Origin of the sequence: Streptomonospora sp. PA3 (genome assembly GCF_009728995.1) — a bacterium.
Taxonomy (GTDB): Bacteria; Actinomycetota; Actinomycetes; order Streptosporangiales; family Streptosporangiaceae; genus Streptomonospora.
Genome location: NZ_VTZW01000003.1, coordinates 514,819 through 540,657 on the forward strand (window position 1 = coordinate 514,819; position 25,839 = coordinate 540,657).

The 25,839-nt window shown below is 71.5% G+C and carries 25 protein-coding genes; 20 read left to right on the top strand and 5 right to left on the bottom strand.

All coding sequences use genetic code 11. The features are described from left to right. Positions 1–29 precede the first annotated feature (29 nt). The 15 genes from prfA to FZ103_RS02650 all read left to right on the top strand — a co-directional run bounded on the left by prfA (position 30) and on the right by FZ103_RS02650 (position 15,289). A complete protein-coding gene (gene prfA, locus FZ103_RS02580; RefSeq protein WP_186355704.1) occupies positions 30–1,097 on the top strand; it encodes a peptide chain release factor 1 in 1,068 nt (355 codons plus the stop codon). Beyond that, on the top strand, positions 1,094–1,951 hold the full coding sequence (prmC, locus tag FZ103_RS02585; protein WP_155998391.1) for a peptide chain release factor N(5)-glutamine methyltransferase: 858 nt from the start codon (positions 1,094–1,096) through the stop codon (positions 1,949–1,951). Before prfA ends, prmC begins: the two co-directional genes overlap by 4 nt. Before the next feature lie 116 nt (positions 1,952–2,067). Continuing rightward, positions 2,068–2,931, top strand: coding sequence for an L-threonylcarbamoyladenylate synthase (locus tag FZ103_RS02590; protein ID WP_186355705.1), 864 nt, complete (start codon positions 2,068–2,070; stop codon positions 2,929–2,931). A gap of 2,091 nt (positions 2,932–5,022) precedes the next feature. Next, positions 5,023–6,177: an MraY family glycosyltransferase gene (locus FZ103_RS02595; RefSeq protein ID WP_186355706.1), complete on the top strand. Its 1,155-nt coding sequence runs from the start codon at positions 5,023–5,025 to the stop codon at positions 6,175–6,177. A 336-nt stretch (positions 6,178–6,513) separates the two neighbouring features. Beyond that, positions 6,514–6,921 carry a hypothetical protein gene (locus FZ103_RS02600; protein WP_155998393.1) on the top strand — a complete coding sequence of 136 codons (408 nt, stop codon included), beginning with the start codon at positions 6,514–6,516 and terminating at the stop codon, positions 6,919–6,921. 337 nt (positions 6,922–7,258) lie between these two features. Then, on the top strand, positions 7,259–8,116 hold the full coding sequence (gene atpB, locus FZ103_RS02605) for a F0F1 ATP synthase subunit A (RefSeq protein ID WP_186355707.1): 858 nt from the start codon (positions 7,259–7,261) through the stop codon (positions 8,114–8,116). Positions 8,117–8,209: 93 nt separating this feature from the next. Then, positions 8,210–8,422 carry an ATP synthase F0 subunit C gene (gene atpE, locus FZ103_RS02610; protein WP_155998395.1) on the top strand — a complete coding sequence of 71 codons (213 nt, stop codon included), beginning with the start codon at positions 8,210–8,212 and terminating at the stop codon, positions 8,420–8,422. Between the two features lie 39 nt (positions 8,423–8,461). Next, positions 8,462–9,004, top strand: coding sequence for a F0F1 ATP synthase subunit B (atpF, locus tag FZ103_RS02615; protein WP_155998397.1), 543 nt, complete (start codon positions 8,462–8,464; stop codon positions 9,002–9,004). Next, entirely contained in the window at positions 9,004–9,810 is an 807-nt protein-coding gene (locus FZ103_RS02620) for a F0F1 ATP synthase subunit delta (RefSeq protein ID WP_155998399.1), read from the top strand. The genes atpF and FZ103_RS02620 overlap by 1 nt, the downstream gene beginning before the upstream one ends. Positions 9,811–9,887: 77 nt before the next feature. After that, positions 9,888–11,531, top strand: a complete 1,644-nt coding sequence (atpA, locus tag FZ103_RS02625) for a F0F1 ATP synthase subunit alpha (RefSeq protein WP_155998401.1) — start codon at positions 9,888–9,890, stop codon at positions 11,529–11,531. 3 nt (positions 11,532–11,534) lie between these two features. Continuing rightward, positions 11,535–12,455: a F0F1 ATP synthase subunit gamma gene (locus FZ103_RS02630; protein WP_155998403.1), complete on the top strand. Its 921-nt coding sequence runs from the start codon at positions 11,535–11,537 to the stop codon at positions 12,453–12,455. Positions 12,456–12,459: 4 nt separating this feature from the next. Then, entirely contained in the window at positions 12,460–13,902 is a 1,443-nt protein-coding gene (gene atpD, locus FZ103_RS02635) for a F0F1 ATP synthase subunit beta (RefSeq protein ID WP_186355708.1), read from the top strand. A gap of 76 nt (positions 13,903–13,978) precedes the next feature. Continuing rightward, positions 13,979–14,386: a F0F1 ATP synthase subunit epsilon gene (locus FZ103_RS02640; protein ID WP_186355709.1), complete on the top strand. Its 408-nt coding sequence runs from the start codon at positions 13,979–13,981 to the stop codon at positions 14,384–14,386. Between the two features lie 38 nt (positions 14,387–14,424). After that, positions 14,425–14,910 carry a DUF2550 domain-containing protein gene (locus FZ103_RS02645; protein WP_186355710.1) on the top strand — a complete coding sequence of 162 codons (486 nt, stop codon included), beginning with the start codon at positions 14,425–14,427 and terminating at the stop codon, positions 14,908–14,910. Positions 14,911–14,989: 79 nt separating this feature from the next. Further along, positions 14,990–15,289, top strand: coding sequence for an MTH1187 family thiamine-binding protein (locus FZ103_RS02650; protein ID WP_155998407.1), 300 nt, complete (start codon positions 14,990–14,992; stop codon positions 15,287–15,289). Positions 15,290–15,390: 101 nt separating this feature from the next. Here the strand turns inward: FZ103_RS02650 and FZ103_RS02655 are convergent, their stop codons facing one another. The 3 genes from FZ103_RS02655 to nucS all read right to left on the bottom strand — a co-directional run bounded on the left by FZ103_RS02655 (position 15,391) and on the right by nucS (position 18,764). Continuing rightward, positions 15,391–15,990 (bottom strand): cob(I)yrinic acid a,c-diamide adenosyltransferase, encoded by a 600-nt coding sequence (locus FZ103_RS02655; RefSeq protein WP_155998409.1) that lies wholly within the window; start codon positions 15,988–15,990, stop codon positions 15,391–15,393. A 337-nt stretch (positions 15,991–16,327) separates the two neighbouring features. Further along, complete coding sequence (locus FZ103_RS02660) at positions 16,328–17,857, bottom strand: M20/M25/M40 family metallo-hydrolase (protein ID WP_394350067.1); 1,530 nt, start codon at positions 17,855–17,857, stop codon at positions 16,328–16,330. A 229-nt stretch (positions 17,858–18,086) separates the two neighbouring features. Next, positions 18,087–18,764, bottom strand: coding sequence for an endonuclease NucS (gene nucS, locus FZ103_RS02665; protein WP_186355711.1), 678 nt, complete (start codon positions 18,762–18,764; stop codon positions 18,087–18,089). A gap of 302 nt (positions 18,765–19,066) precedes the next feature. Here nucS and FZ103_RS02670 point away from each other — a divergent pair, with 302 nt between their 5' ends. The 4 genes from FZ103_RS02670 (at position 19,067) to FZ103_RS02685 (ending at position 21,971) form a co-directional block, all read left to right on the top strand. Next, the gene (locus FZ103_RS02670; RefSeq protein WP_155998411.1) at positions 19,067–19,453 is read left to right on the top strand and encodes an SCO5389 family protein; all 387 of its coding nucleotides are present in this window, start codon (positions 19,067–19,069) and stop codon (positions 19,451–19,453) included. Between the two features lie 127 nt (positions 19,454–19,580). Further along, positions 19,581–20,771, top strand: a complete 1,191-nt coding sequence (locus FZ103_RS02675) for a 3-hydroxybutyryl-CoA dehydrogenase (protein ID WP_155998413.1) — start codon at positions 19,581–19,583, stop codon at positions 20,769–20,771. 73 nt (positions 20,772–20,844) lie between these two features. Then, on the top strand, positions 20,845–21,162 hold the full coding sequence (locus FZ103_RS02680; RefSeq protein ID WP_186355712.1) for an ATP/GTP-binding protein: 318 nt from the start codon (positions 20,845–20,847) through the stop codon (positions 21,160–21,162). Positions 21,163–21,233: 71 nt separating this feature from the next. After that, positions 21,234–21,971 (top strand): alpha/beta hydrolase, encoded by a 738-nt coding sequence (locus tag FZ103_RS02685; protein WP_155998415.1) that lies wholly within the window; start codon positions 21,234–21,236, stop codon positions 21,969–21,971. A gap of 138 nt (positions 21,972–22,109) precedes the next feature. On the opposite strand, the gene FZ103_RS02690 is transcribed toward FZ103_RS02685, so the two are convergent. Together FZ103_RS02690 and mce are read right to left on the bottom strand one after the other, a co-directional pair. Next, positions 22,110–23,453 (bottom strand): DivIVA domain-containing protein, encoded by a 1,344-nt coding sequence (locus FZ103_RS02690; RefSeq protein WP_155998417.1) that lies wholly within the window; start codon positions 23,451–23,453, stop codon positions 22,110–22,112. A 551-nt stretch (positions 23,454–24,004) separates the two neighbouring features. Beyond that, entirely contained in the window at positions 24,005–24,460 is a 456-nt protein-coding gene (gene mce / locus FZ103_RS02695; RefSeq protein ID WP_255429690.1) for a methylmalonyl-CoA epimerase, read from the bottom strand. 133 nt (positions 24,461–24,593) lie between these two features. Here mce and FZ103_RS02700 point away from each other — a divergent pair, with 133 nt between their 5' ends. Next, positions 24,594–25,787, top strand: coding sequence for an acetyl-CoA C-acetyltransferase (locus FZ103_RS02700; protein ID WP_155998419.1), 1,194 nt, complete (start codon positions 24,594–24,596; stop codon positions 25,785–25,787). Positions 25,788–25,839 lie beyond the last annotated feature (52 nt).

Genomic DNA, 25,839 nt, shown 5'->3' on the forward strand with positions numbered 1-25,839 from the left:
CCACCGACGAAGAGCTGGGATAGACCAACGTGAAGCTGGACGACCTTCTAGGCGAGTACTACGAGCTGGAGCAGCAGCTCGCTGACCCCGCAGTGCACGCCGACCAGTCGCGGGCGCGGACCCTGAGCAAGCGCTACTCCCAGCTCACCCCCGTCATCTCCGCCTACCGCGAGCTCATGCAGGTCGAGTCCGACCTGGAGACGGCCAAGGAGCTGGCCGCCGAGGACTCCGCCTTCGCCGAGGAGGCCCGCCAGCTCGACAAGAGCCGCGAAGAGCTCACCGAGCGCCTGCACTACCTGCTCATCCCGCGCGACCCCGCCGACGAGAAGAACCTCATCATGGAGGTCAAGGCCGGCGAGGGCGGCGAGGAGTCCGCGCTGTTCGCGGGCGACCTGGTGCGGATGTACCTGCGCTACGCCGAGCGGCAGGGCTGGAAGACCGAGGTCATCGACTCCACGCCCTCCGAGCTCGGCGGCTACAAGGACATCACCATCGCCTTCAAGAACAAGGGCACCCCCGAGCCCGGCCAGGGCGTGTGGCCCCAGCTGAAGTTCGAGGGCGGCGTGCACCGCGTCCAGCGGGTGCCCGTCACCGAGTCGCAGGGGCGCATCCACACCTCGGCCGCCGGCGTCCTCGTCGTGCCTGAGGCCGAGGAGGTCGAGGTCGAGATCAACGACAACGACCTGCGCATCGACGTCTTCCGCTCCTCGGGCCCCGGCGGGCAGAGCGTCAACACCACCGACTCCGCCGTGCGCATCACCCACCTGCCCAGCGGCATCGTGGTCTCCTGCCAGAACGAGAAGAGCCAGCTGCAGAACAAGGAGCAGGCGCTGCGCATCCTGCGCTCCCGGCTGCTGGCCGAGGCCCAGGCCAGCGTCGACGCCGAGGCCGCCGCCGAGCGCAAGAGCCAGGTGCGCACCGTCGACCGCTCCGAGCGCGTCCGCACCTACAATTTCCCGGAGAACCGCATCTCCGATCACCGTGTCGGCTACAAGGCCTACAACCTCGACCAGGTCCTCGACGGCGACCTGGGCGGTGTCCTGCAGGCGCTCATCGACGCCGACACCAAGGAAAGGCTGGAGCAGGCCTCGTCATGAACTTCCTGCTCGACGAGGTCGCCCGGGCCACGCTGCGGCTGGCCGAAGCGGGCGTCCCCTCGCCCCGCACCGACGCCGAGGAGCTGGCGGCGTTCGTGCACGGCGTTCGTCGAGGAGAGCTGCACGAGGTCGCCGACTCCGACTTCGACGCCCTCTACTGGGAGTGCGTCGCACGCCGCGCCGCCCGCGAGCCGCTGCAGCACATCACCGGCCGCGCCTACTTCCGCTACCTCGAACTGCAGGTGGGCCCCGGCGTGTTCGTGCCCCGCCCCGAGACCGAGATCATGGTCGGCTGGGCGATCGACACCCTGCGCGCCATGGACGTCGCCGACCCGCTGGTCGCCGACCTGGGCACCGGGTCGGGTGCCATCGCGATCTCCATCGCCCAGGAGGTCCCGCGCTCGCGGGTGCACGCCGTCGAACTCGACGCCGAGGCGCTGAACTGGGCCAAGCGCAACATCGACGCCAGCGGCCACGCCGACCGGATCACCGCACACCAGGCCGACATGCGCTCGGCCCTGGCCGAGTTCGACGGGCGGCTGGACCTGGTCATCTGCAACCCGCCCTATGTCCCCACCGCCGAGGCCGGCCAGATCCCTCCCGAGGTCGTCCAGCACGACCCCGCTCCGGCGCTGTGGGCGGGCGCCGACGGCCTGGACGCGATCCGCGACCTGGAGGCGGTGGGGCGCCGCCTGCTGCGCCCGGGCGGCGCCATGGCGATCGAGCACGGCGACGGTCAGGGCATCGACATTCCCCGCCTGTTCCCCGAGGAGCGCGGCTGGCGCGATGTGCGCAACCGCAAGGACCTCGCCCACCGCGACCGGTTCGTCGTCATGCGCAGGGCCGAGGACTGATGGCGGCCCGGGCGCGCCCGCGGGGCCGCGGCCGGCCGGGCCGATCCGCTGTGACAACGACCAGGGCCGGGCGGCGGGTGTGCCCGGCGCGTTCACGAGAGAAGAGGTGACCTCAGGTGAGCCGCAGCTATGACTGCGCCGACGCGCAGGGGCGAAAGGACGGCATCGCCGACGCGGCGTCGAGCGTCCGCCGCGGCGAGCTGGTGGTGCTGCCCACCGACACGGTCTACGGCATCGGAGCCGACGCGTTCAGCCCGGGAGCCGTGTCGGGGCTGCTGGAGGCCAAGGGGCGCGGCCGCGACATGCCGCCGCCCGTGCTCGTGGGTTCCGTGCGCGCGGCGCACGCGCTCATCGAGGACCTGGGCAACTACGGCCAGGACCTCATCGAGGAGTTCTGGCCGGGCCCGCTGACCATCGTCTGCACCGCGGCCCCGAGCCTGTCCTGGGATCTCGGCGACACCAAGGGGACGGTCGCGGTGCGCATGCCGATGCACCCGGTCGCCTTGGAGCTGCTCAAGGAGGTCGGCCCGATGGCCGTGAGCAGCGCCAACCTCTCGGGGCACCCGGCGGCCACGACGGCGCAGGAGGCCGAGAAGCAGCTCGGCGACAGCGTGGCCGTCTACCTCGACGGGGGCGCGTGCGACGACGACACCCCCTCCACGATCGTCGACCTGACCTACGCGGTGCCGCGCGTGCTGCGCGACGGCGCGATCTCGGTGCAGCGGCTGCGCTCGGTCTGCGGCACGGTGATCGGCGTGCCCAAGCGGCGCTCGGAGACCGGCGAGGACGCGGCCGAGGAGGGCGCTGAGGGGCCCGAGGGCGCCGACGCGGGCGAGCCCGCGGAGACGGCCGAGGGGCCTGTCGGCGAGCCGGCCGACAAGGCCGGCACGGCCGAGGGGAGCGCCGGGCAGGACGAGACGCCGGAGGCGCCGTCCGCGGAGGCCGCGAACCCGGACCCCGAGCGCCGCGACACCGCCTGAGGCCGCGGTCCGCAGCGGCGCCACAGCGAGGAACCCCCGGGATCCACACGAAACGGCCACCACGGGCGGCTGCGGCAATGGGCGTGTCTCGCGTAGCGCGGCCCGCCCGTCAGCCCGCCGCCGCCCCATCGGAGACGCTGCGCGTCACGTGTTTGCTTGCCGCCGAGCGCACGCGATCCTTTCCAGGTGGAGCCGTGCCACCGGTGGCGGGTCTCAAGCGCAAAGGTGCACCGCCGCTCGGCGGCAAGCCGGCTCTGAACAGGTACGTGGCGCGCAGCGCCTCCGTTAGGGGCGGTGGCGGGTGACGGGTGGGATTCGCGCATCCCGGCCCCATTGCCGCAGCCTCTCGGGTTCCGGCTGCGCGTGGTTCTCGGGGGTTCCACAGCGGCGCCACAGCGAGGAACCCCCGGGATCCACACGAAACGGCCACCACAGGCGGCTGCGGCAATGGGCGTGTCTCGCGTAGCGCGGTCGCAGCTTGCCGCCGAGCGCACGCGATCCTTCCCAGGTGGAGCCGCACCACCGGTGGCGGGTCTCAAGCGCAAAGGTGCGCCGTGCGCTCGGCGGCAAGCTGGCGCACAGCGCTTCGCGCATCCCGGCCCCATTGCCGCAGCCTCTCGGGTTCCGGCTGCGCGTGGTTCTCGGGGGTTCCTCAGCGGCGCCACAGCGAGGAACCCCCGGGATCCACACGAAACGGCCACCCCAGCGGCTGCGGCAATGGGCGTGTCTCGCGTAGCGCGGCCCGCCCGTCAGCCCGCCGCCGCCCCATCGGAGACGCTGCGCGTCACGTGTTTTCTTGCCGCCGAGCGCACGCGATCCTTTCCAGGTGGAGCCGTGCCACCGGTGGCGGGCCTCCGGCACACAGGTGCACCGCCGCTCGGCGGCAAGCTGGCGCGCAGCGCTTCGCGCATCACAGCCCCATTGCCGCAGCCTCTCGGGTTCCGGCTGCGCGTGGTTCTCGGGGGTTCCTCAGCGGCGCCACAGCGAGGAACCCCCGGGATCCACACGAAACGGCCACTCCAGCGGCTGCGGCAATGGGCGTGTCTCGCGTAGCGCGGTCGCAGCTTGCCGCCGAGCGCACGCGGTTCTTCCCAGGCGGAGCCGCACCACCGGTGGCGGGTCTCAAGCGCAAAGGTGCGCCGTGCGCTCGGCGGCAAGCCGGCCCGGAACAGGTACGTGGCGCGCAGCGCCTCCGTTAGGGGCGGTGGCGGGTGACGGGTGGGATTCGCGCATCCCGGCCCCATTGCCGCAGCCTCTCGGGTTCCGGCTGCGCGTGGTTCTCGGGGGTTCCTCCTTGGTCCTTCCCCGGCTTTGCCACCGGCGCCCGGGAGTGGCCCGCTGTGTGCCGGACTAACGCGGCCGGGCGCTAAGAAAGCGCAAAAAATGGCCGTCCTGCACTGGGCGGCGGCTACGGAGCGCGTCCACTGCCGGCGGGGCGCTGCCGCGGTGGGCGGCCTCCGTTCTACGTCCGGCGGCGGCGTGCAGCAGCGGCGGCGACTGGGGGCCGAGCCCGCCCGCAGTGACGCCGGCGCCATGCCGCGCCCGCGGACAGGCCGGGCGCGCTCGTGGGCGCGCGGCGGCCGATCGACCTGCTGTGCAGCGGCTGCGCCGCCGTCCGCCGTGCTGTACTCTGCGGTCCCACCGCGTCGCCTGCATCCCTCCGTCGAAAGGCGGACGCCGATGCGGCCGAGCAGCGCGCGGCCCGGCGATCCCGGGCCGCTCCCGGCTCGTGCGGCGGGGCGCCCGGGTACGGCCGCCCTCCGGATCCCTGGGGCGGGCCGCACATTTCTTACTCTGCGTAGTCGAGTCGTATTGCCGCGGCCGGCTCGCGGGTAGTGCTAGTTTCGACTGCACCGCGGTCTGTCGAAGCGGCAACCGTGTCCGACATCGCTCGCACCGCGGTCGCGACCACCCGCCCGCGCTCGCGCCGAGCGGCTGGTGGCAGACCGCCGTCCCGCCGATCGCCGGTTCGCGGCAGCCCATCCGGCGGCCGCCGCAGCAGAGAAGTCGCCAGTCCAGCGCCGAGACGCCGACCGCCCCCGCCGGCTCCCCGCCGTCGGCGCGCAATCCGAGGAAGGCACCAGACACGCTGTGCGTGAGTACGCGCTCACCTTCGTCATCGCCGTGGCGGTCACCTATCTGCTGACCCCCTTCGTGCGGCGTTCGGCGATCGCCTTCGGCGCTGTGCCCCCGGTGCGCGACCGCGACGTGCACACCGAGCCCATCCCGCGCATGGGCGGGATCGCCATCTACGGCGGCTTCGCGGCGGCCCTGCTGATCTCCTACCGGCTGCCGCACCTGCAGGACGTCTTCATCTACAACACCTGGCGCGGCCTGCTGCTGGCCGGCGGCGTCATCCTGGTCATCGGCATCATCGACGACCGGTGGGGTATGGGCCCCATCCCCAAGCTCGCCGGCCAGACGCTGGCGGCCGGGATCATGGTGTGGTCGGGCGTGCAGATGCTGTGGCTGCCGGTGCCGGGCACCCAGCTCTCCCTGGGACCGTGGCTGGGAGCGCTGATCTCGATCCTGCTGATCGTGGTCACGATCAACGCGGTGAACTTCGCCGACGGGCTCGATGGCCTCGCCGCCGGGATCGTGGCCATCTCCTCGTTCGCGTTCTTCGCCTACTACTACGTGGCGGCCGTCGACCAGGGGTTCGAGCGGCAGTCCTACCCCGCCATGATCGCCATCATCCTGGCCGGGGTCTGTATCGGCTTCCTGCTGCACAATTTCAATCCCGCGCGGGTGTTCATGGGCGATACCGGCGCGATGCTGCTCGGGCTGCTGCTGACCTCCATCACCATCACGGTGACCGGCCAGTTCTACCCCGACGGCCGCACCAGCGTGCACGGCGTCGCCCTGTTCCTGCCCGTGGCCCTGCCGCTGCTGGTGATCGCGCTGCCGCTGGCGGACCTCGTACTGGCCGTGGTGCGCCGCACGATGGCCGGCAAGTCGCCCTTCGCCCCCGACAAGAAGCACCTGCACCACCGGCTGCTGGAGCTGGGCCACTCCCACGCCCGGGCGGTGCTGCTGATGTACCTGTGGGCCGCGATCATCGCGTTCGCCTCGGTGTCGCTGTCGATCTTCGATACCCCGCTGGTGGTCCTGACGGTGACCCTGCTGGTGGCGGCCTGCGCAGTGGGCCTCATCACGCTGCCGCGGCTGCGCCGCCGTGCGCGGGCCCGCGCACGCGCCTCCGGCGGGCGGAAGTCCGCCGCCGCGGGTGCGCCGCCCCCGTCGTAGCCGGAGCGGGTCGCAGGGGCGCGGCGCCGTCTGGACTGACGAGCGAGGGAGCGAGGAGGGAAGACGGCGCGTCTAAGCGCCCCGAAGGCCCGCGGAAAAACACGCACCCCACCGAGAACCCGCCTGAACCCGGAGGTCGAATCCAGCCGAACGGAACATGACCCGCGGCCGAACGGCCGTGGTGACAAACGCGACAACCTGCGCGGTCAGTCGGTGAACACGACTTCGCGGGAGGTGCGGGGGTGGCCGCAAGGGCCACCCGTGCTCGGATGCCCGAATCCTTGTGATAGCTTTCACGAGCAAGCACCCCCCACGTTCACTACCGGAGCCGAACCAATGCAGGGACACGACGCCCGGATCCTCCGCGGCGCCGCGATTCCAACCGCCGTCGCGGGTGTGGCGGCCATGGCCGTCGCGGGAGCCGCGGCGGGACTGCAAGCGCTCCTGGGCGCCGCGCTGGGGGCCATCCTGGCCCTGGTCTTCTTCGGACTGAGCTTCCTCGTGGTCACGTGGGCGGGCAACAGGAGGCCCAAGCTCATGTTCCCCGCGGCCATGGGCACCTACGCCGGAAAGATCGTGCTGCTCGGCGTGCTGCTCGTGGCCTACGGCGACACCGCCGTGCTCAGCAGTACCGCGTTCGCGATCACCGCCTCGGCATGCACCGCGGTGTGGATGGGCGCCCACCTGTGGGCCCTGAACACGGCGAAGATCGTCTATGTCGAGCCGGCGGAGGAGGGGACGTGAGCGCCGCCGGCGTAGCGATACGCGGATCGTCCCCCGTCTCCCGTGCGTACCGGGGCGGAGCCCACCGGGACGCAGGCGGCCGCCCCGCGTCGATCATGGGCTTTTCGCACGGTATGTTCGTCTCGGTTGGCATCGGCCGGGCCGCCGATTGGGCCGCCGTTCTGCGGGCGCTGTCCTTATCAAGCGGTGATGCGCCCGGATCAGCGCAAGCGGAGTAGGCGCCGGCCGCCCGCGAGCTGCCATCCTGACCAACCACTCCGGTGCTCCGCCGCGCAGGGACGGCGCGACACCGCCAACCACGAACGAGGTTTGAGTTGTCACGACGAAAGGATTCGCCGTGAGTGCTGAAGCGCGCCTCCTCGCCGCCGGGGAGGAGAGCTGCCATCTCTTCGGAGAGAACAACTGCGGGTTCGGTGAGGTCGTCCCCGGCGCGGAGATCTTCTTCCCGGAGCCGTGGTTCAGCTTCGGCATCCCCGGCACTTCCGGCTTCACCAAGTACACGGTGCTGCTGATCATCTGCGTCCTGCTGGTGCTGGCCTTCAGCTACTTCGTCCTGCGCCGGGCCAGCGTGGTCCCCGGGCGCGTGCAGGCCGCGGGCGAGCTGGTCATCGAGTTCATCCGCAGCAACGTGGTGCGCCAGCAGATCGGCAAGCGCGGCGACAAGTACATGCCGCTGATGATGACGCTGTTCCTGTTCATCTTCGCGATGAACATCATGGCGATCATCCCCGGACTGCAGCTGCCGGTCACGAGCCATCTGGCCTACCCCATCGTGCTGGCGGTCTACATCTACGTCGTGTGGAACTACATCGGTTTCCGCGAGCACGGCTTCCGCGGCCACGTCATCGCCAAGCTCGCGCCCCCTACGGTCCCCAAGTGGGTCCTGCCGATCTTCGCGCCGATCGAGTTCTTCTCGACCTTCCTGATCCGGCCGTTCACCCACGCGGTCCGGCTCTTCGCCACCATGCTGGCGGGCCACCTGCTGCTCGCGGTGTTCGCGGCGGCCGGGTGGTACATGCTCAACCTCAACGCGGGCGGGGTCCTCACCGTCGTGTCGGTGGCCTACTCCGCGCTCGCGCTCGTGGCCTTCCTCGTCTTCACCGCCCTGGAGCTGTTCATCATGGCGCTTCAGGCGTACGTGTTCGTGACGCTCGCCTCCAACTACATCGGCGAATCCATCGAGGGCGGGCACTGATCGCGCCTCCTCTCGACCACCCCAGCCCGGTAACCAACGTCAGTTCGACGGCGCGAATGCCCGTCGGCGGGTTCTAAGTAAAGGAAAGCAGTAATGGACATCACCGGTAACCTCAACGTCATCGGCTACGGTCTCGCCGCCATCGGCCCCGGCATCGGTGTGGGTCTGGTCTTCGGTCTGGGCGTGCAGGCCATCGCCCGCCAGCCCGAGGCCCGCGGCATCCTGCAGGGCCAGATGATCATCGGTTTCGCCCTGTCCGAGGCGCTGGCCCTCATCGGCCTGGTGCTCGCCTTCGCGCTGCAGTAACCGGCGGTTGTCAATGGAAACAGCGAAGGGAAGCCAGCCATGATGTTCTTGGCCGCCGAGGAACCGAACGTCCTCCGCGTCCATTGGGACGAGGTGGTCTTCGGGGCCATCGCCTTCTTCCTGCTCCTCGCCGTCATCCGCCGGATGTGGCCGCGCTTCACCGCCATGCTCGACGAGCGCACCAACCAGATCGAGGGCGGCATCGAGCGGGCGCAGAAGGCCGAGGCCGAGGCGGAGGAGATCCGCCAGCAGTACCGCGAGAAGCTCGACGAGGCGCACCGCGAGTACGCCCGCGAACTGGAGAAGGCCAAGGAGCAGCGGGCCGCCATCATCGCCGAGGCGCGCGAGGAGGCCCAGGCCGAGGCGCAGCGGGTCCTCGACGCCGCGCACGCCCAGATCGAGGCCGACCGCCAGCACGCCTTCGCTCAGCTGCGCGGTGAGATCGGGGCCCTGTCCACCGATCTCGCCGAGCGGATCGTCGGCGAGACGCTCGGCGACAGCGCCGCCCAGAACCGCGTCATCGACCGGTTCCTGGAGGAGCTGGAGCAGAGCGAGAGCGCTTCCCAGGCCGAGGTGCGCTGATGCGGGGCATCAGCCGCGCCTCTCTGGAGGCGGTCACCGAACGGCTCGGCACCGTGCTGGAGTCGGCCGACACCGCCGCGCTGGGCCGCGAGCTCTTCGAGGTCGTGGCCCTGCTGGAGCGCGAGCACACGCTCCGGCGGTGGCTGGCCGACCCGGCCAACCCGGCCGAGGCCAAGTCCGGGCTGATCGGCGAGCTGCTGGAGTCCCAGGCGTCGCCCTCGACCGTCATGGTGGTCGGCGACGTCGTCCAGGCCCGCTGGTCGCGGCAGCGCGACCTCATCGACGCCGTCGAGCGGGCGGCCGTCTTCGCGACGATCGCCCGGGCCGAGACCGAGCAGCGGCTCGGCGAGCTGGAGGACGAGCTCTTCCGGTTCGGCCGGGTGCTCGCCGGCGAGGGCGAGCTGCGGGCGGCGCTGACCGACGAGGCGGTGTCCGCCGAGAGCAAGAGCGGCATCGTCCAGGCGCTGCTCGGCGACAAGGCCGACCCGGCGACGACCACGCTGGTCACGCAGCTCGTAACACACCCGCGGGGCCGTACCCTGGAAGACGGCCTGGAGTACTACGGGCAGCTCGTGGCCGAGCGCGCCCAGCGCTACGTGGCGCTGGTCCGCACGGTCGTCGCGCTGAGCGAGGACCAGCAGGAGCGGCTGCGCTCGGCGCTGGCCCGGATCTACGGGCGGCCGATCCACCTGAACATCGACGTCGACCCCTCGATCATGGGCGGCCTGTCCATCCGGGTGGGCGACGAGGTCATCGACGGCACGATCGCCGGGCGGCTCAGCGAGGTCCGGCGTCGCCTGGCCTGAGGCGACGATCCACCCCCAAGCAGAATGCACCGGCGCCGGGGAACGCGGCGCCATACGAGAGCAAGGACTTACGTGAGATGGCGGAGCTGACGATCCGGCCGGATGAGATCCGGAACGCGCTGCAGCGCTTCGTCCAGTCGTACGAGCCCGACGCCGCCGCGCGCGAGGAGATCGGCACCGTCACCTACTCCGGTGACGGGATCGCGCGCGTGGGCGGCCTTCCCTCGGCGATGGCGAACGAGCTGCTGCAATTCGAAGACGGCACGCTGGGCCTGGCCCAGAACCTGGAGATCGGCGAGATCGGCGCGATCGTCCTCGGCGAGTTCTCCCAGATCGAGGAAGGCCAGTCGGTGCGGCGCACCGGCCAGGTGCTCTCGGTGCCGGTGGGCGACAACTACCTGGGCCGGGTCGTCGACCCCCTGGGCAACCCCATCGACGGCCAGGGCGAGATCGAGACCACCGAGCGCCGCGACCTGGAGCTGCAGGCCCCCTCGGTCATGCAGCGCCAGCCGGTCGGCGAGCCGATGCAGACCGGCATCAAGGCCATCGACTCGATGACCCCCATCGGCCGCGGCCAGCGCCAGCTGATCATCGGTGACCGCCAGACGGGCAAGACCGCCATCGGCATCGACACGATCATCAACCAGAAGAGCAACTGGGAGTCCGGCGACCCCGCGAAGCAGGTCCGCTGCATCTACGTCGCCGTCGGCCAGAAGGGCTCCACCATCGCCGGCGTGCGGGGCGCGCTGGAGGAGGCCGGCGCGATGGAGTACACCACCATCGTCGCGGCCCCCGCCTCCGACCCCGCCGGGTTCAAGTACCTCGCGCCCTACACCGGTTCGGCCATCGGCCAGCACTGGATGTACGACGGCAAGCACGTGCTGATCGTCTTCGACGACCTCACCAAGCAGGCCGAGGCCTACCGAGCGGTCTCGCTGCTGCTGCGCCGCCCGCCGGGCCGCGAGGCCTACCCCGGCGACGTCTTCTACCTGCACTCCCGCCTGCTGGAGCGCTGCGCCAAGCTCTCCGACGACATGGGCGCGGGGTCGATGACCGGCCTGCCGATCATCGAGACCAAGGCCAGCGACGTCTCGGCCTACATCCCGACCAACGTCATCTCCATCACCGACGGCCAGGTGTTCCTGGAGACCGACCTGTTCAACCAGGGCCAGCGCCCGGCCATCAACGTCGGCGTCTCGGTCTCCCGTGTCGGCGGTTCGGCCCAGACCAAGGCGATGAAGAACGTCACCGGTTCGCTGCGGCTGGGCCTGGCCCAGTACCGCGAGCTGGAGGCATTCGCCGCCTTCGGTTCGGACCTGGACGCGGTCTCCAAGGCCCAGCTGGAGCGCGGCCAGCGCCTCATGGAGCTGCTCAAGCAGGGCCAGTACGCGCCCTTCCCGATGGAGAAGGAGGTCGTCTCCATTTGGGCCGGCACCACCGGCCAGATCGACGACGTCCCCGTCGAGGACGTGCGCCGCTTCGAGGGCGACTTCCTGGACTACCTCTCCCGCGAGCACTCCAAGATCCTCGACAACATCCGCGAGAGCGGGAAGTTCGAGGACGAGACGGAGGCCGCCCTCAAGGAGGCCGTCGCGGAGTTCAAGCGGACCTTCCAGACCTCGGCCGGCACCGTGCTGGGCACCGAGGAGGAAGCCGAGGCCCTGGATGAGAGCCAGGTCGGCCAGGACACCATCAAGGTCGCAAAGAGCACCGGGAAGTAGCCCATGGGAGCACAGCTTCGCGTCTACCGCCGGAGGATCCGCTCGACCAAGTCGATGGCGAAGATCACCCGCGCGATGGAGCTCATCGCCACCACCCGCATCACCAAGGCGCAGCGGGTGATGCAGGCGGCCGAGCCCTACGCGCGGGAGATCACCCGGTCGGTCTCCGCCCTGGCCCAGCAGGTCAAGGACCACCCGCTGCTGACCGAGTCGGAGAACCCCACCCGGGCCGCCGTCCTGGTCATCACCAGCGACAAGGGGCTCGCCGGCGCATTCACGGCCAACGCGATCAAGGAGTCCGAGCGCCTGAACGCCCTGCTGGGCAACCAGGGCAAGGAGGTCCTCCAGTACGTCGTGGGCCGCAAGGGCATCGCCTACAACCAGTTCCGGCAGCGCCCGATGGAGCGGACCTGGGAGGGGATCACCGAGCGTCCGACCTACCTGGACGCCAAGGAGATCGCCACCGATCTGATGGACCGCTTCACCAAGGACAGCCGGACCGAGGACGGAGTGGATGAGATCCACATCGTCTCCACCCACTTCGTCTCCATGCTGACGCAGAACGCGGGCTCGCACCGTGCGCTGCCGCTGGAGGTCGAGGAGGTCGAGCCGAAGGTCCTCGAGGCCGAGCAGGGCGGCCCCATGCCGCTCTACGACTTCGAGCCCTCCGCCAAGGAGGCGCTGGACCAGTTGCTGCCCCAGTACGTGGCCAACCGGATCTATTTCGCGCTCCTGGAGTCGGCCGCCTCGCAGCAGGCTTCGCGCCGCAACGCGATGAAGGCGGCCACCGACAACGCCGAGGAGCTTGTCCAGAACCTGACCCGCCAGGCCAACCAAGCCCGCCAGGCGGAGATCACCAACGAGATCAGCGAGATCGTCGGCGGCGCCGACGCGCTCGCTGGTGCCAGCGCGGGAAGTGAGTAAGAAAGTGACTGCGACTGCTGAAGGGACGGCCGCGCCTGGCACGGCCACCGGGCGCATCGCCCGGGTCACCGGCCCGGTCGTCGACGTGGAGTTCCCGGTCGGCGCCCTGCCCCCTCTGTACAACGCCCTCAAGACCGATGTCACCCTCGGCGGCGAGACCAGGACGCTGACCCTGGAGGTCGCCCAGCACCTGGGCGACAACCTGGTGCGCACCATCAGCCTCAACCCCCAGGACGGCCTGGTCCGGGGCGGCGAGGTCCGCGACACCGGCGAGCCCATCAGCGTGCCCGTGGGCGACGGAGTCAAGGGCCACGTGTTCAACGCCCTGGGCGAGTCCCTGGACGTGCCCAGCTCCGAGCTGCAGGTCAACGAGCGCTGGCCGATCCACCGCAACGCCCCGGCCTTCGACCAGCTCGAGTCGAAGACCGAGATGATGGTGACCGGCATCAAGGTCATCGACCTGCTCACGCCCTACGTGCGCGGCGGGAAGATCGGCCTGTTCGGCGGCGCCGGTGTGGGCAAGACGGTGCTCATCCAGGAGATGATCACCCGTATCGCCCGCAACTTCGGCGGTGTGTCGGTGTTCGCCGGCGTCGGCGAGCGCACCCGTGAGGGCACCGACCTGTTCCTGGAGATGGACGAGATGGGGGTCCTGCCGGACACCGCGCTCGTCTTCGGCCAGATGGACGAGCCCCCCGGCACCCGTCTGCGGGTGGCGCTGTCCGGGCTGACCATGGCGGAGTACTTCCGCGATGTGCAGAACCAGGACGTGCTGCTGTTCATCGACAACATCTTCCGGTTCACCCAGGCCGGCCAGGAGGTCTCCACGCTGCTGGGCCGCATGCCCTCGGCGGTGGGCTACCAGCCCAACCTGGCCGACGAGATGGGTGTGCTGCAGGAGCGGATCACCTCGACCCGCGGCAACTCGATCACCTCGATGCAGGCGATCTACGTGCCCGCCGACGACTACACCGACCCGGCGCCGGCGACCACGTTCGCCCACCTGGACGCCACCACCGAGCTCTCGCGGCCGATCTCGCAGAAGGGCATCTACCCGGCGGTGGACCCGCTCGCCTCGACCTCGCGCATCCTCGACCCGCAGTACGTGGGCCAGGAGCACTACGACGTCGCGCAGCGGGTCATCGGGATCCTGCAGCGCAACAACGACCTGCAGGACCAGATCGCGATTCTGGGCATCGACGAGCTGTCCGAGGAGGACAAGATCATCGTCGAGCGGGCGCGCCGCCTGGAGCGGTTCCTGTCGCAGAACATGTTCGTCGCCGAGAAGTTCACCGGCAACCCGGGCGTGTTCGTCCCGCTGGAGGAGACCATCGCCTCGTTCAAGGCGGTCTGCGACGGCGAGTACGACCACCTGCCCGAGCAGGCGTTCCTCGACGTCGGCAACATCGAGATGGCCGTCGAGAAGGCCAAGACGCTGCAGGGCTAGACGTTCAGCGGGGCGCGGGCGGCTTTCGGCCGGCCGCGCCCCGTGAGACCGCCCACTAGCAGAGGAGTTTGTGGCAGTGTCGAAGAAGCTTTTCGTCGAGATCGTCTCGCCGGAGCGGGAACTGTGGGCCGGCGAGGGCGACATGGTCATCGCCAAGACGGTCGAGGGCGAGATCGGTGTGCAGCCGGGCCACACGCCGGTGCTGGCCCTGCTGGCGCCGGGCGCCGTCGTCCGGGTGCTGGGCGGTCGCGAGACCGGCGAGGTCCGCGCAGCGGTGCACGGCGGATTCATGGTCGTGACGCTGGGGGACCGGGTGTCCATCCTGGCCGAGATCGCCGAACTCGCCGAGGACGTCGACGTCGAGCGGGCCAAGGCGGCGCTGCGCGACGCCGAGTCCGAAGGCGGGGCGGCCGAGGACGAGGACGCCCAGGCGCGCGCCGCGCGGGCGCGCAGCCGCCTGCAGGCCGCCGGAGTCAGCGTATGAGCGGCGCCGGCAGGCGCTGAGCAGGGGGAGATGCGCCGGTGGAGGAGCTCGTATTCGGCCAGTCGTGGCTGAGAGCGGCCGAATGGCTGTTCATCGCGCTCCTCATCGCCGCCCTGGCCGCCCTGCTCGCCGTCACCGGTCGGCGCTACGCCCTGGAACGCGGAGGCGGCGCCGTCGAGTGCTACCTGCGGGCGGGGTCGGACTCCCAGCGGCTTCCCTGGCGCATGGGACTCGCCCGGTACGGAAGCGAGGAACTGCGCTGGTACCGCCTTTTCTCACTGTGGCCGCGGCCGGCAGCCGAGCTGTCGCGCCGCGGCCTCGTCGTTCTCAGCCGCCGCGAACCCACGCCCGGGGACCTGCGGGAGCTGACCCTGGATCTGGTCGTGATCGAGGTGGGCTGGACGGCCCCCGACGGCACCGATCCCAAAGAGCCGGTCTACGAACTGGCCATGAGCGACGGCGCGCTGACCGGTTTCCTGTCCTGGCTGGAGTCGATGCCGCCCGGAAGCCACTGGCGGTCCTGAGCGCCGGCGCGCCGCTTCGCCCCCCGCGCCCGGGCCCGCCACGCAGACAGGCGCCTTTCCGTCAGCCTAGGCTGGATCCATGATCGTGGCATTCTCAGTGAGTCCGATGGGATCCGGCGACGACTCGGTCGCCCCGGCGGTGGCCCGCGCGGTGCGGGTGGTGCGCGAGAGCGGACTGCCCAACCGCACCGACGCGATGTTCACCAGCGTCGAGGGGGAGTGGGACGAGGTGATGGACGTCGTCAAGCGCGCCGTCGCCGCCGCGGGCGAGGGCGCCCCGCGGGTCAGCCTCACGCTCAAGGCCGACATCCGCGAGGGAGTCACCGACGGCCTCGACAGCAAGGTCGCGGCCGTGGAGCGCGAACTCGGCAACGCCTGAGCCGCTCCTGCCGGCGCCGGCGGCGCGCCCGCCGCGGGGCGCCGCCGGCGCCGGGCAGGGGCGCACGCGCCCGCTCCCGGCGCCCTGCGCGGGCGGGTGCCTCAGCGCTCGCCGCCCGGCTTCCACAGCACCTCCGAGCCGTCCGCGCCCAGCACCCGGCACAGGATGAACAGCAGGTCCGAGAGCCGGTTCAGGTAGCGCGCCGTCAGCGGGTTCACTCCCTCGCCGTGCGCCTCCAGCGCCGCCCACGCGCTGCGTTCGGCGCGGCGCACGACGACGCGCGCCTGGTGCATCAGCGCGACCGCCGGCGAGCCGCCGGGCAGCACGAAGCTGCGCAGCGTGGGCAGGTCGGCGTTGTAGCGGTCGCACTCGGCTTCGAGGCGCTCGATGTAGGAGGGCTCAACCCGCAGCGGCGGGTGCTCGGGCTCCTCGCCGGGCGGTGCGACGGGGCAGGACAGGTCGGCGCCGACGTCGAACAGCTCGTTCTGGACGCGCGCGAGGAGGCCCCGCAGGTCGTCGGGGACGTCGCCGAGGGCCAGCGCGGTCCCGACGGCGGCGTTGGCCTCCTCGACGTCGGCGTAGGCGACCAGGCGCGCATCGGTCTTGGCGGTGCGGCTCATGTCGCCGAGGGCGGTGGTGCCGTCGTCGCCCACACGCGTGTAGATCTTGGACAGTACTACCGGCGTATCCCGTTTGGTCATGGGGCCACTCTAGATACCGGCGCCCCTCGCGGGATCGTCGGCGTTCGGGGTGTGGGCGCGGCGTGATCCTGATACTTTTTGCAGTGAAGCAAGCACCCAGGGTCATTCCCGGGTGACGGGGCGCTCCGGGTCGGGTGCGATGGCGGGGGCCATCCGACGGCCGGCGCGGGCGCCGCGTCCGCGCGGCAGGGCGCGGGACCGGGTCGGGGGGCCGGGCCTCCCGCGGAGCCCGCAGTGCGGATTCGGCGGCCGATCAGCGGCACACCAGCCGCAGGAACGCCCGTGGGCGAGGAGGCGTCTCCTCGCCCACGGGCGCCCAATGGGTGCGGTAGGACGGTTACCGCAGCCAGAGGTCTCCCACCCGGTCGGGGCGGAACTCCTGGGCCTGGAAGGTCCGAGGTGCCACGCCGTTGACCGGAAGGGTGCTTTCGGAGTAGGTCTCGACCGCGTAGGCGACGCCGTCGGACAGCTCGTCGAGCGCCTTCCAGCTGATGTTGTCGATGTCGTCCTGGGCGGTGTGGTAGTTGGGGTCGAAGTCGATGCCGGCGGTGCCGCCGTAGTACTCGACCTGCTGCTCGGTCTTGGTGCCGTCGCCGCCGCTGAACAGGCCGCCGGAGGCGATCCCGGCCTCCATGAAGGCGCTGTAGTCGGAGCGGCCGCTGAAGGCGGTGGGCTCGGTGATCAGCCCGCGCTGCTCGTAGTAGTCCTCGAACATCTTCTGGATGGCGCCCGAGCCCGAGGGCGGCGGCAGGGAGCCCTCCAGCTCGCCGCGGCCGTCGTAGATGAAGCGGCCGTAGTTGGGCGAGCCGAGCATGTCGAAGTTGAGGTAGAGGGCGATGCGCTCCAGTTCGCGCTCCTTGAGGCCCTCGACGTACTTCGTGGACCCGATCAGGCCCTGCTCCTCGGTGCCCCAGAAGGCGAACCGCACGCGGTTGTTCGGGTCGTCGAGCTTGGCCAGCTGCTGGGCGGTCTCCAGGATCGCGGCCGTGCCGCTGGCGTTGTCGTTGATGCCGGGGCCCTCGGGGACGCTGTCGAGGTGGGCGCCGACCATGACGACGTTGTTGCGCGCGCCGCCGCGGGTCTCGGCGATGATGTTGTAGGAGGTGCGCTCGGCCACCGAGGCGTCGACCTTCAGCCGCAGCTCCAGGGCGTCGCCGGCGGCCACCAGCGCGTCGCCGGTCGCGGTCGTGGCGCCCACCACGGGTATGGCGGACTCCTCGCTGACCGTGCCGTTGAGCGGGCCCTCGACGTTGTTGACGATGACGGCTCCGACGGCACCGGCGTCGGCGGCGTTGGCCGCCTTGGCCTGGAAGGTGCAGCTGCCGCGCTTGATGACGGCGATCGCGCCCTGCGGGAAGCCGGCGAAGTCCTCGGCGGTGCAGCCGCTGTCGGCGCTGTCGTAGTCGACGGGCACACCCGGGCCGGTGGCGTCGCCGGCGCCGGAGTAGGACATGGTGATGAAGTCCTCGCCGGGGGCCAACTCCCGCCGCTCGGGCGCGAGCTGGGTGAGCACGGCCTCCGAGTGCTCCTGCCACAGCTCGTAGTCGTAGGTGTCGCGCTTGGGCCGGTAGCCGGCGCGCTTGAGCTGGTCGACGACGTAGTCGGCGGCGACGTCGTAGCCGGGGGTGTTGGTGGCCCGGTTGCCGCCGTTGTACTCGGCGATCGTGCTCAGGTTTTCGACGTGCTCCCGGATGCCCTCGGTGGTGACCAGGGTCGGCAGCACCGCGTCGTCGGCGGCGGCGGTCCCGGGGGCGAGCCCCAGGCCCAGTACCAGCGTGGCCGATGCGCCCGCACAGGCGAAGCGCTTGACGGTCGGCGGAAGGTGCCGCCGGGTTCTGGGGGATCGTCCGGGTTGGCTTGTGGGCACTGGCGTCCTCCTGCTGCGGACGCCCGTCTACTCGGGGTGATGAGACGGGCGCGAATCGTGCGAGGTATCGGGCAGCCTGTCACCGCTGTGTGCCGCAGAGCAAGGCGGTACGCCCGTCGTTGCCACATTCAGCCACAGATCTTCCGCTGTGACGGTGGTGTGTGGTGTTATGGACGGTTTTCCCGGATGTTCCCGATGTGGGGGTCGTGCTGTTTCGCCGGGAGTGGAGCTAGAACAGGCGCGGGGTGTCGGGCTCGATGCCGCGCAGCGCGTCGTAGTCCAGCGTCACGCAGCCGATGCCGCGGTCGGCGGCCAGGACGCGGGCCTGCGGCTTGATCTCCTGGGCGGCGAAGACGCCCCTGACCGGGCTGAGCGAGGGATCGCGGTTGAGCAGTTCCAGGTAGCGGGTGAGCTGCTCGACGCCGTCGATGTCGCCGCGCCGCTTGAGCTCGACGGCGACGGTGCCGCCGTCGCCGTCGCGGCAGAGGATGTCGACGGGGCCGATCGCGGTGGGGTACTCGCGGCGGATCAGGGTGTAGCCGTCGCCGAGCGTGGTGATGTGCTCGGCCAGCAGCTCCTGCAGGTGGGCCTCGACCCCGTCCTTCTGCAGCCCGGGGTCCGCGCCCAGGGTGTGGGTGCTGTCGTGCTGGATCTCCTCGATGCGCAGCACCAGCTTCTCACCGGACTTGCCGTGGGTGACCGTCCACAGCTCGGTGCCGTCCTCGTCGGTCGACTCCTTGACCGAGCACGGGGGGTTCATCCAGTTCAGCGGCTTGAACGCGCGGTCGTCGGCGTGCACCGAGACCGATCCGTCGGCCTTGAACAGCAGCAGCCGGGGAGCCATGGGCAGGTGGGCGGTGAGGCGTCCGACGTAGTCGACGCTGCAGCGGGCGATCACGAGTCTCACGCTGCACGATCCTAGCTGCGGCGCGGGGGCGGTGCGGGCGGGCGGCGCAGTCGGTACGGGCTCTCGGACGGGGGCTGCGGCGGCGGTTTCCCCGAATCGGTGGCGCAGAACGGTAATGATAACTATTTTCATATAGCGCCGGGGGCAGCCAGGTGTGGCCCCTCGGTCCCGTGACTCTCCGCGGCCCGGAGAGCTAACGTCGCAGACCGGTGCGCGAGATGCCCGGCTCCGGCCGCACGGCCGGCCGGGACCCGCCGCCGCGCCTTGCGCGCCGGTCGCCCGCCAACCAGAGAGGGACGCCCATGTCGCTGACGGTTTCGCCGGAACTCCTGCACAAGGCCGAGCAGGGCCCTGTCGACAACGCCGACTTCATCGCCTGCATCCGCGAGTCACTGCCCTACGCCTGGAGTGTGGTCAGCGGCCTGGCCGAGCGGGCCGCGGCCGGCGGCGCCGAGTATGAGGCCAACGAGGTGCCCCCGCCCGGCGAGGCCGAGCGCGGGCAGTTGCTGCGCCTGCTCGCCAGCGACGCCATGCGCGCCGCCGTGGAGCGCCACTTCGGGATGCGGCTGGCCTTCCAGAACTGCCACCGGGTCGCGCTCTTCCGGCCCGGGGCCGACTCCGCCTACGCGGAGTTCACCTCGCCGCGCGCCCAGCTGCTCAACCAGTCGCCCGAACTCGTCGACTGCTGATCCGCGCCGCCGCGGCAGCGCGGTCGGCGGGCCCGGCCCCGCGGGGCCGGGCCCGCCGACCGCCCGCCCGAGGAGCCGTGCGGAGTCCCTTCCCAGTACGGCCGGGGCGAGCGCGTAAGGTGGGCGCATGCAGGAATTTGACAAGGTCGGAGTTGTCGGACTGGGCACCATGGGCGCCGGCATCGCCGAGGTTTTCGCCCGTGCCGGATTCCAGGTTTGGGGGGTGGAGGTCGACGGCGACGCGCTGGAGCGCGGCCGCGGCCACGTGCGCAGGTCGCTGTCCAAAGCCGTGGAGAAGGGCAAGCTCAGCGCGGACGAGCAGAGCGGCATCCTCGGCCGCATCTCCTTCACCACCGATCGCGAGGAGCTGCGCGACGCCGACTTCGTCGTCGAGGCGGTCCCCGAGCGGATGGATCTCAAGCGCGAGGTGTTCGCCGACCTCGACCGCATCTGCCCGCCGGGCACGATCCTGGCGACCAACACCTCCTCGCTGTCGGTCACCGAGATCGCCGCGCTCACCGAGCGGCCGGACAAGGTCGTCGGCCTGCACTTCTTCAACCCGGCCCCGGTGATGAAGCTGACCGAGGTCGTCGGCACCATCAGCTCCGCGCCGGCGACCGTCGCCATCGCCGCCGAGGTCGCCAAGCGCATCGGCAAGACCCCCGTCGCGGTCACCGACCGGGCCGGGTTCGTCGCCAACGCGCTGCTGGTCCCCTTCATCAACGACGCGATCTCCGTCTACGAGCGGCGCATCGCCTCACGCGAGGAGATCGACAACGCCGTCACCAAGGACGCCGACCTGCCGATGGGGCCCCTCACGCTGGCCGACCTCGTGGGCGTGGACGTGTGCCTGGCCGTCATGGACGTGCTGTGGGAGGAGTTCCGCACCCCCCGCTACGCGGCCGCCCCGCTGCTGCGCCGCATGGTCTCCGCCGGGCGCCTGGGCCGCAAGAGCGGGCGCGGGTTCTACGACCACACCGGCGCCCAGGACCCGGCCGAGGAGCTGCCCACCGGCCCGCTCGCCCAGGCCGTGCGCGCCGGCAGCTTCGGATTCGACCTGGCGGCGATGCTGCTCGTGCCGCACGTCAACGACGCGCTGCGGATGGTCGGCGACGGCTACGCCTCCGCTCAGGACATCGACACCGCCATGCGCTTCGGCTGCGGCTACCCCAAGGGGCCGATCGAGCTGTTCGAGGAGCGCGGCCTGCCCTGGTTCGGCGCCGTGCTGGAGGCCCCCATCCCGGCCCGGCTCACCACCGCCACGGCCGCCCCGGTGCTGCTGGCCATGGAGGTCAGCGGGCAGCAGAGGCTGCGCTGAGGCGGCCCGGTCCCGCTGCCGGGGCGCCGCACCGGGGTGAGGCGCGGCCGGCGCCTGCCCCTACCCTGGAGGGGTGAGTCCGCGCCGCAACAGCCCTCGCCGCCGCAAAGGGGGACGCCGCCCGCCCGAGGACGAGGACGCCGTCTTCCAGCGCGTCACCGGGGCCGAGCGCCGCGAGAACGGACCCGACGGCGAGTGGGCCGTCCGCCGCATCAGCGGGGCCGCCGCGACCAAGGCCTACCGCTGCCCGGGCTGCATGCAGGAGATCCCCCCGGCCATGCCGCACGTGGTCGCCTGGCGGCCGTTCGGCGACGGCGAGGACCGCCGCCACTGGCACAGCTCCTGCTGGGAGCACCGGACCCGCCGCGGCGCCCGCTTTCCCCGCCGCTGACCCGGCGGCGCCACGCCGGGCCGCACGGGCCGCTGCGCACCCGCCACCGCCACTCTGGAGCTGAAGGACCGATGCAGATCCGCGCCACCACGGTGCTGCCCGCCGAGCGCCGACCCGTCACCCTGCACACCGCCGACGGCCTGGAGCTCGTCGGCGAGCTGGCTCTGCCGCAGGACCGCGCCCCCGCGGCCACCCTCGTATGCCTGCACCCCCTGCCCACCGCCGAGGGCATGATGGACAGCCACGTGCTGCGCAAGGCCGCCTACCGGCTGCCCGCCCTGGCCGGGCTGGCGGTGCTGCGCTTCAACACCCGCGGCACACAGTCCCGGCACGGCAGGAGCCAGGGCGAGTTCGGCGAGGGCGAGACCGAGCGCTACGACGTGGCCGCGGCCATCGAGTACACCGAGTTCGAGGAGCTGCCCCGGCCGTGGCTGCTGGGCTGGTCGTTCGGCACCGAGCTGGCGCTGAAGTGGGGGTGCGACCCCGAGGTGGAGGGCGCCGTCCTGCTGTCGCCGCCGCTGCACCGCGCCACCGACGCCGACCTGGACGTATGGGACCGGTCCGGCAAGCCCCTGGTGGCGCTGGTGCCGGAGTTCGACGACTACCTGCGGCCGGAGGAGGCCCGCAAGCGCTTCGCGCGCGTCGGGCGGGCCGAGGTGATCGGGGTCGAGGGCGCCAAGCACCTGTGGGTGGGGGAACCCTATGTGCGCACCGTGCTGAACACGGTCGTCGAACGGATCGTCCCCCAGGCCGCGCCGCTGCCCGCGGAATGGGACGGCCCCTACGAGCGCGACACCTTCACCGGCTGAATCTCCGCCGGCTCCCGCCCCGCCGGCGCCGGCCCGCCCGGCGCATAAGCAGGCCCCGGCCCCCGGATCGCTCCGGGGCCGGGGCCTTCGGGTGTCAGCGCCGCCGGGCCGCGCGGAGGCGGCCCGGCGGGCGGAGGCTCACTCCTGCCACCAGTCCTCGTCGTCGTCGGCCTTGGCGCTGGAGGCGGCGCCGGCCGGCTGCTTGGCGGACTGCCCGCCCGAGCGCTGCTGGCCCTGCTTGCCGCCGCCGTTCTGCGACTCGATCGCCGCGGGCTGCTCGGAAGCGGCGGCCACCTGGGCGGGGGCGGGCGCAGCGGGAGCCGCGGCCGCGGAGGGGTCCCCGCCGCCGCCGAGGAGCTGGCGGAGCTGATCCAGGTGCGACTGGATGCTGTCGCGCTGGCGGCTCTTCTCCTCGACCTCCTGCTGGGCGATGCCCATGATGCGGTCGGCCTCGGACTTGGCGTCGCTGACCATGTGCTCGGCCTTGGACTTGGCCTCGGCGGTGATCTGGTCGGCGTTCTTCTTGGCGTTGGCCACGAGCTGCTTGGCGTGCTGCTCGGCGTCGCGGCGGGTCTGCTCGGCCTGGGTGCTGGCCTTGGTGGCCCGCTGCTCGGCGCTGGCCGCGCGCTCCTCGGCCTCCGAGACCAGCTTCTGCGTGGCGGCCTGGGCGGCGGCCAGCCGCTCGGCGTCCTGGCGCTCGGCCTCCTCGCGGCGGCCGGCGAGCTGGATCTCGAACTCGGCCTCCTCCTGCGCGCGCTTGGCCTCGCTCTCCTCCAGCGTGCGCTGAGCCTGGGCCCGCATCTCGTCGGCCTGGCGCTTGGCCGTCTGCAGGGTCTCGTCGCGCTCGCGCTTGGCCGAGGCCCGCGCCTGGGCGCACTCGCGCTCGGTGGTGGTGCGCAGCTTGGCGATCTCGCCCTCGAAGGTCGCCCGCTTCTCGGCGATCTCGTGGTCGACGGCCGAACGCTTCTTCTGCACCTCGCGCTCGGTGGTGGAGGTCAGCTCGTCGGCCTCGCGTCGGGCGGTCGTGCGGATCTCCTCGGCCTCGCTCTCGGCGGAGGAGCGCATCTCGTCCGCTTCGCGCTGGGCCGTCGTGCGCAGGTCGTTGGCCTCGTTCTCGGCGGCCGAACGCATCTCGGCGGCCTCGATCTTGGCCTCGGACTTGATGTCGTTGGCCTCGGCGCGGGCGCCCTGGACGAGTTCGGTGGCCTGCTCCTCGGCGAGCCGGAGCAGCTGCTCGATGCGTGCGCCCAGGCCGGAGTAGGTGGGCCGCTCCTGCTCCTGCAGCTGGCGCTTGGCCTCGGCGAGGTCGTGCCGGCTCTGCTCGGCCTCTTCGCGGGCCTGCTGGAGCTCGGTTTTGAGCTGGTCGACGAAGCTCATCACCTGCGACCGGTCGTAACCGCGCAGTACCACGTCGAACTCGGTGGCCTGGTTGCCTTCCTCGAAGAAATTGGTGAGCTGGGCTTCAATATCGGACGACGACATGTGGCGGAATCCTGAACGAGTGACGAGACGGCTACTTACGGGTGTTCGTGTCGAGTCGGGGCGCACGCGGGACCGGCGTCGGCGCAGTGCGGCCGCTCCTCTCGCCACGATCCAGCGGCTTCGCGAGTACTCCCGGCGAGGGTACTCCGGGAACTGCGCACCCGTGGGCGGTTCGCTCCATTGGTGCGGAATGCGGAGCAGAGGAGACTTGCCGCTGAAACGGACGCTGTGCGCAGCGTGCCCGACTCGGCAGACCGTGACGGGCTGAGGACGGGTCGTACCGGATGTCCCGGTAGCTAGCAGACTTTATCAAGCTCAACGCCCCGCAGAGGAGGGTTTGCGGCATTCGGATCGGATTCGGAGGTCCATGCAGGCGCGGGACGTGCGACGACGCCGATGTGACGGTTCCGTCGCGGTCCGCAGTCGCGCGCGACGCGCGCATGAAGACGCCGCGGAGACGGGGGACGGGGGTCGCGGCGCGGCTCCAGCATAACCGGGCGGGCAGCGCCCCGTCTCCCCGGAGGCGGGCGGGATTCCGGCCGGACCTGCGCCTACTCCGAGGCCGCGGCGTCCCCGCGGCGCTCGCCGCCCGCGGCCTGCACCAGCTCGGTCAGCACGCCTCCGCAGTCCTTGGGGTGCAGGAAGGCGATGGAGGAGCCCATCGAGCCCGGCCGCGGGGTCTCGTCGAGCACCCGCACGCCGTGTGCGCCGATCGCGGCGGCCGCACCGGCCACGTCGCCGGTGCCGAAGGCGATGTGGTGCACCCCTTCGCCGTGCCGGGCCAGGAACTTGGCGACCGGGGAGTCCTCGCGCACGGGCTCCAGCAGCTGCAGGTAGGTCGCCTGGCCGTCGTCGGTGCCGTTGACGCGCAGCATGGCCTCGCGGACTCCCTGCTCTTCGTTGACCTCCTCGTGCGCGACCTCCAAGCCGTGCACCCGGCGGTAGAAGTCCGCCGTGGCGTCCAGGTCGAAACAGGCGATGCCGACGTGGTCGATCCGGGTCAGCAAGGTGCCTCCCTCCTCCGGGAACGCGCCGCCGGCGAGCGGAGCCGAGCACTCCGACAACCGCCGAACAAGCGCCGAACAGGGTGTATGTATCGTGTCAGACAAGGTGTGGCACGAACGTAACGGAGGCTCGCCAATGCCCGGATCCGTCATCGTCAGCGGGGCGCGGACCCCCATCGGCCGGCTGCTCGGGTCCCTTTCCGGCTTCTCGGCGGTGGAGCTGGGCGCGGTCGCCATCGAGGCCGCCCTGGAGCGCGCCGGGATCGGCGGCGACCAGGTCGACTACGTCGTCATGGGCCAGGTGCTGCAGGCCGGCCAGGGCCAGATCCCCTCGCGCCAGGCGGCGGTCAGGGCCGGCGTCCCGATGAGCGTGCCGTCGCTGACGATCAACAAGGTGTGCCTGTCCGGGCTCGACGCCGTCGCGCTCGCCGACCAGCTCATCGCCGCGGGCGAGTTCGACGTGGTCGTGGCGGGGGGCATGGAGTCGATGACCAACGCCCCGCACCTGCTGCCCAAGGCGCGCCAGGGCTACAAGTACGGCTCGGTCGAGGTGCTCGACGCCACCGCTCACGACGGGCTGACCGACGCCTTCGACGGCGACTCCATGGGCGCCTCGACCGAGCGGCACAACGCCCGCCTGGGCATCGGCCGCCAGGAGCAGGACGAGTTCGCCGCGCGCTCCCACCAGCGGGCGGCCGCCGCGATCAAGGACGGGCGCTTCGAGGCCGAGATCGTGCCGGTGCGGGTTCCCCAGCGCAAGGGCGAGGACCGGCTGGTCACCGAGGACGAGGGCGTGCGCGCCGACACCACGCCCGAGAGCCTGTCGCGGCTGCGCCCGGCCTTCGACGAGGACGGCACCATCACCGCCGGGTCCTCCTCGCAGATCTCCGACGGCGCCTGCGCGCTGATCGTGATGAGCCGCGCCAAGGCCGAGGAGCTGGGCTGCGAGATCCTCGCCGAGGTCGGCGCGCACGGCAACGTCGCCGGTCCCGACAACGCGCTGCAGTCCCAGCCCTCCAACGCCATCCGCCACGCGCTGGGCAAGGCCGGCGCGGAGGTCGCCGACCTGGACCTGATCGAGATCAACGAGGCCTTCGCCAGCGTGGCCGTGCAGTCGATGCGGGACCTGGGCATGGCCTCGGACGCCGAGGCGGTCAACCCCGACGGCGGCGCGATCGCGCTGGGCCACCCCATCGGCATGTCGGGCGCCAGGCTGGCCCTGCATCTGGTCTACGAGCTCCGCCGCAGGGGCGGCGGCCTGGGAGCGGCGGCCCTGTGCGGCGGGGGCGGCCAGGGCGACGCCCTGCTGTTCAAGGTCCCCGGGGCCTGACCGCCGGCGGCGCCGACGGCCGCGCGCAGGCACCCACCGCGCGGTGCGGGTG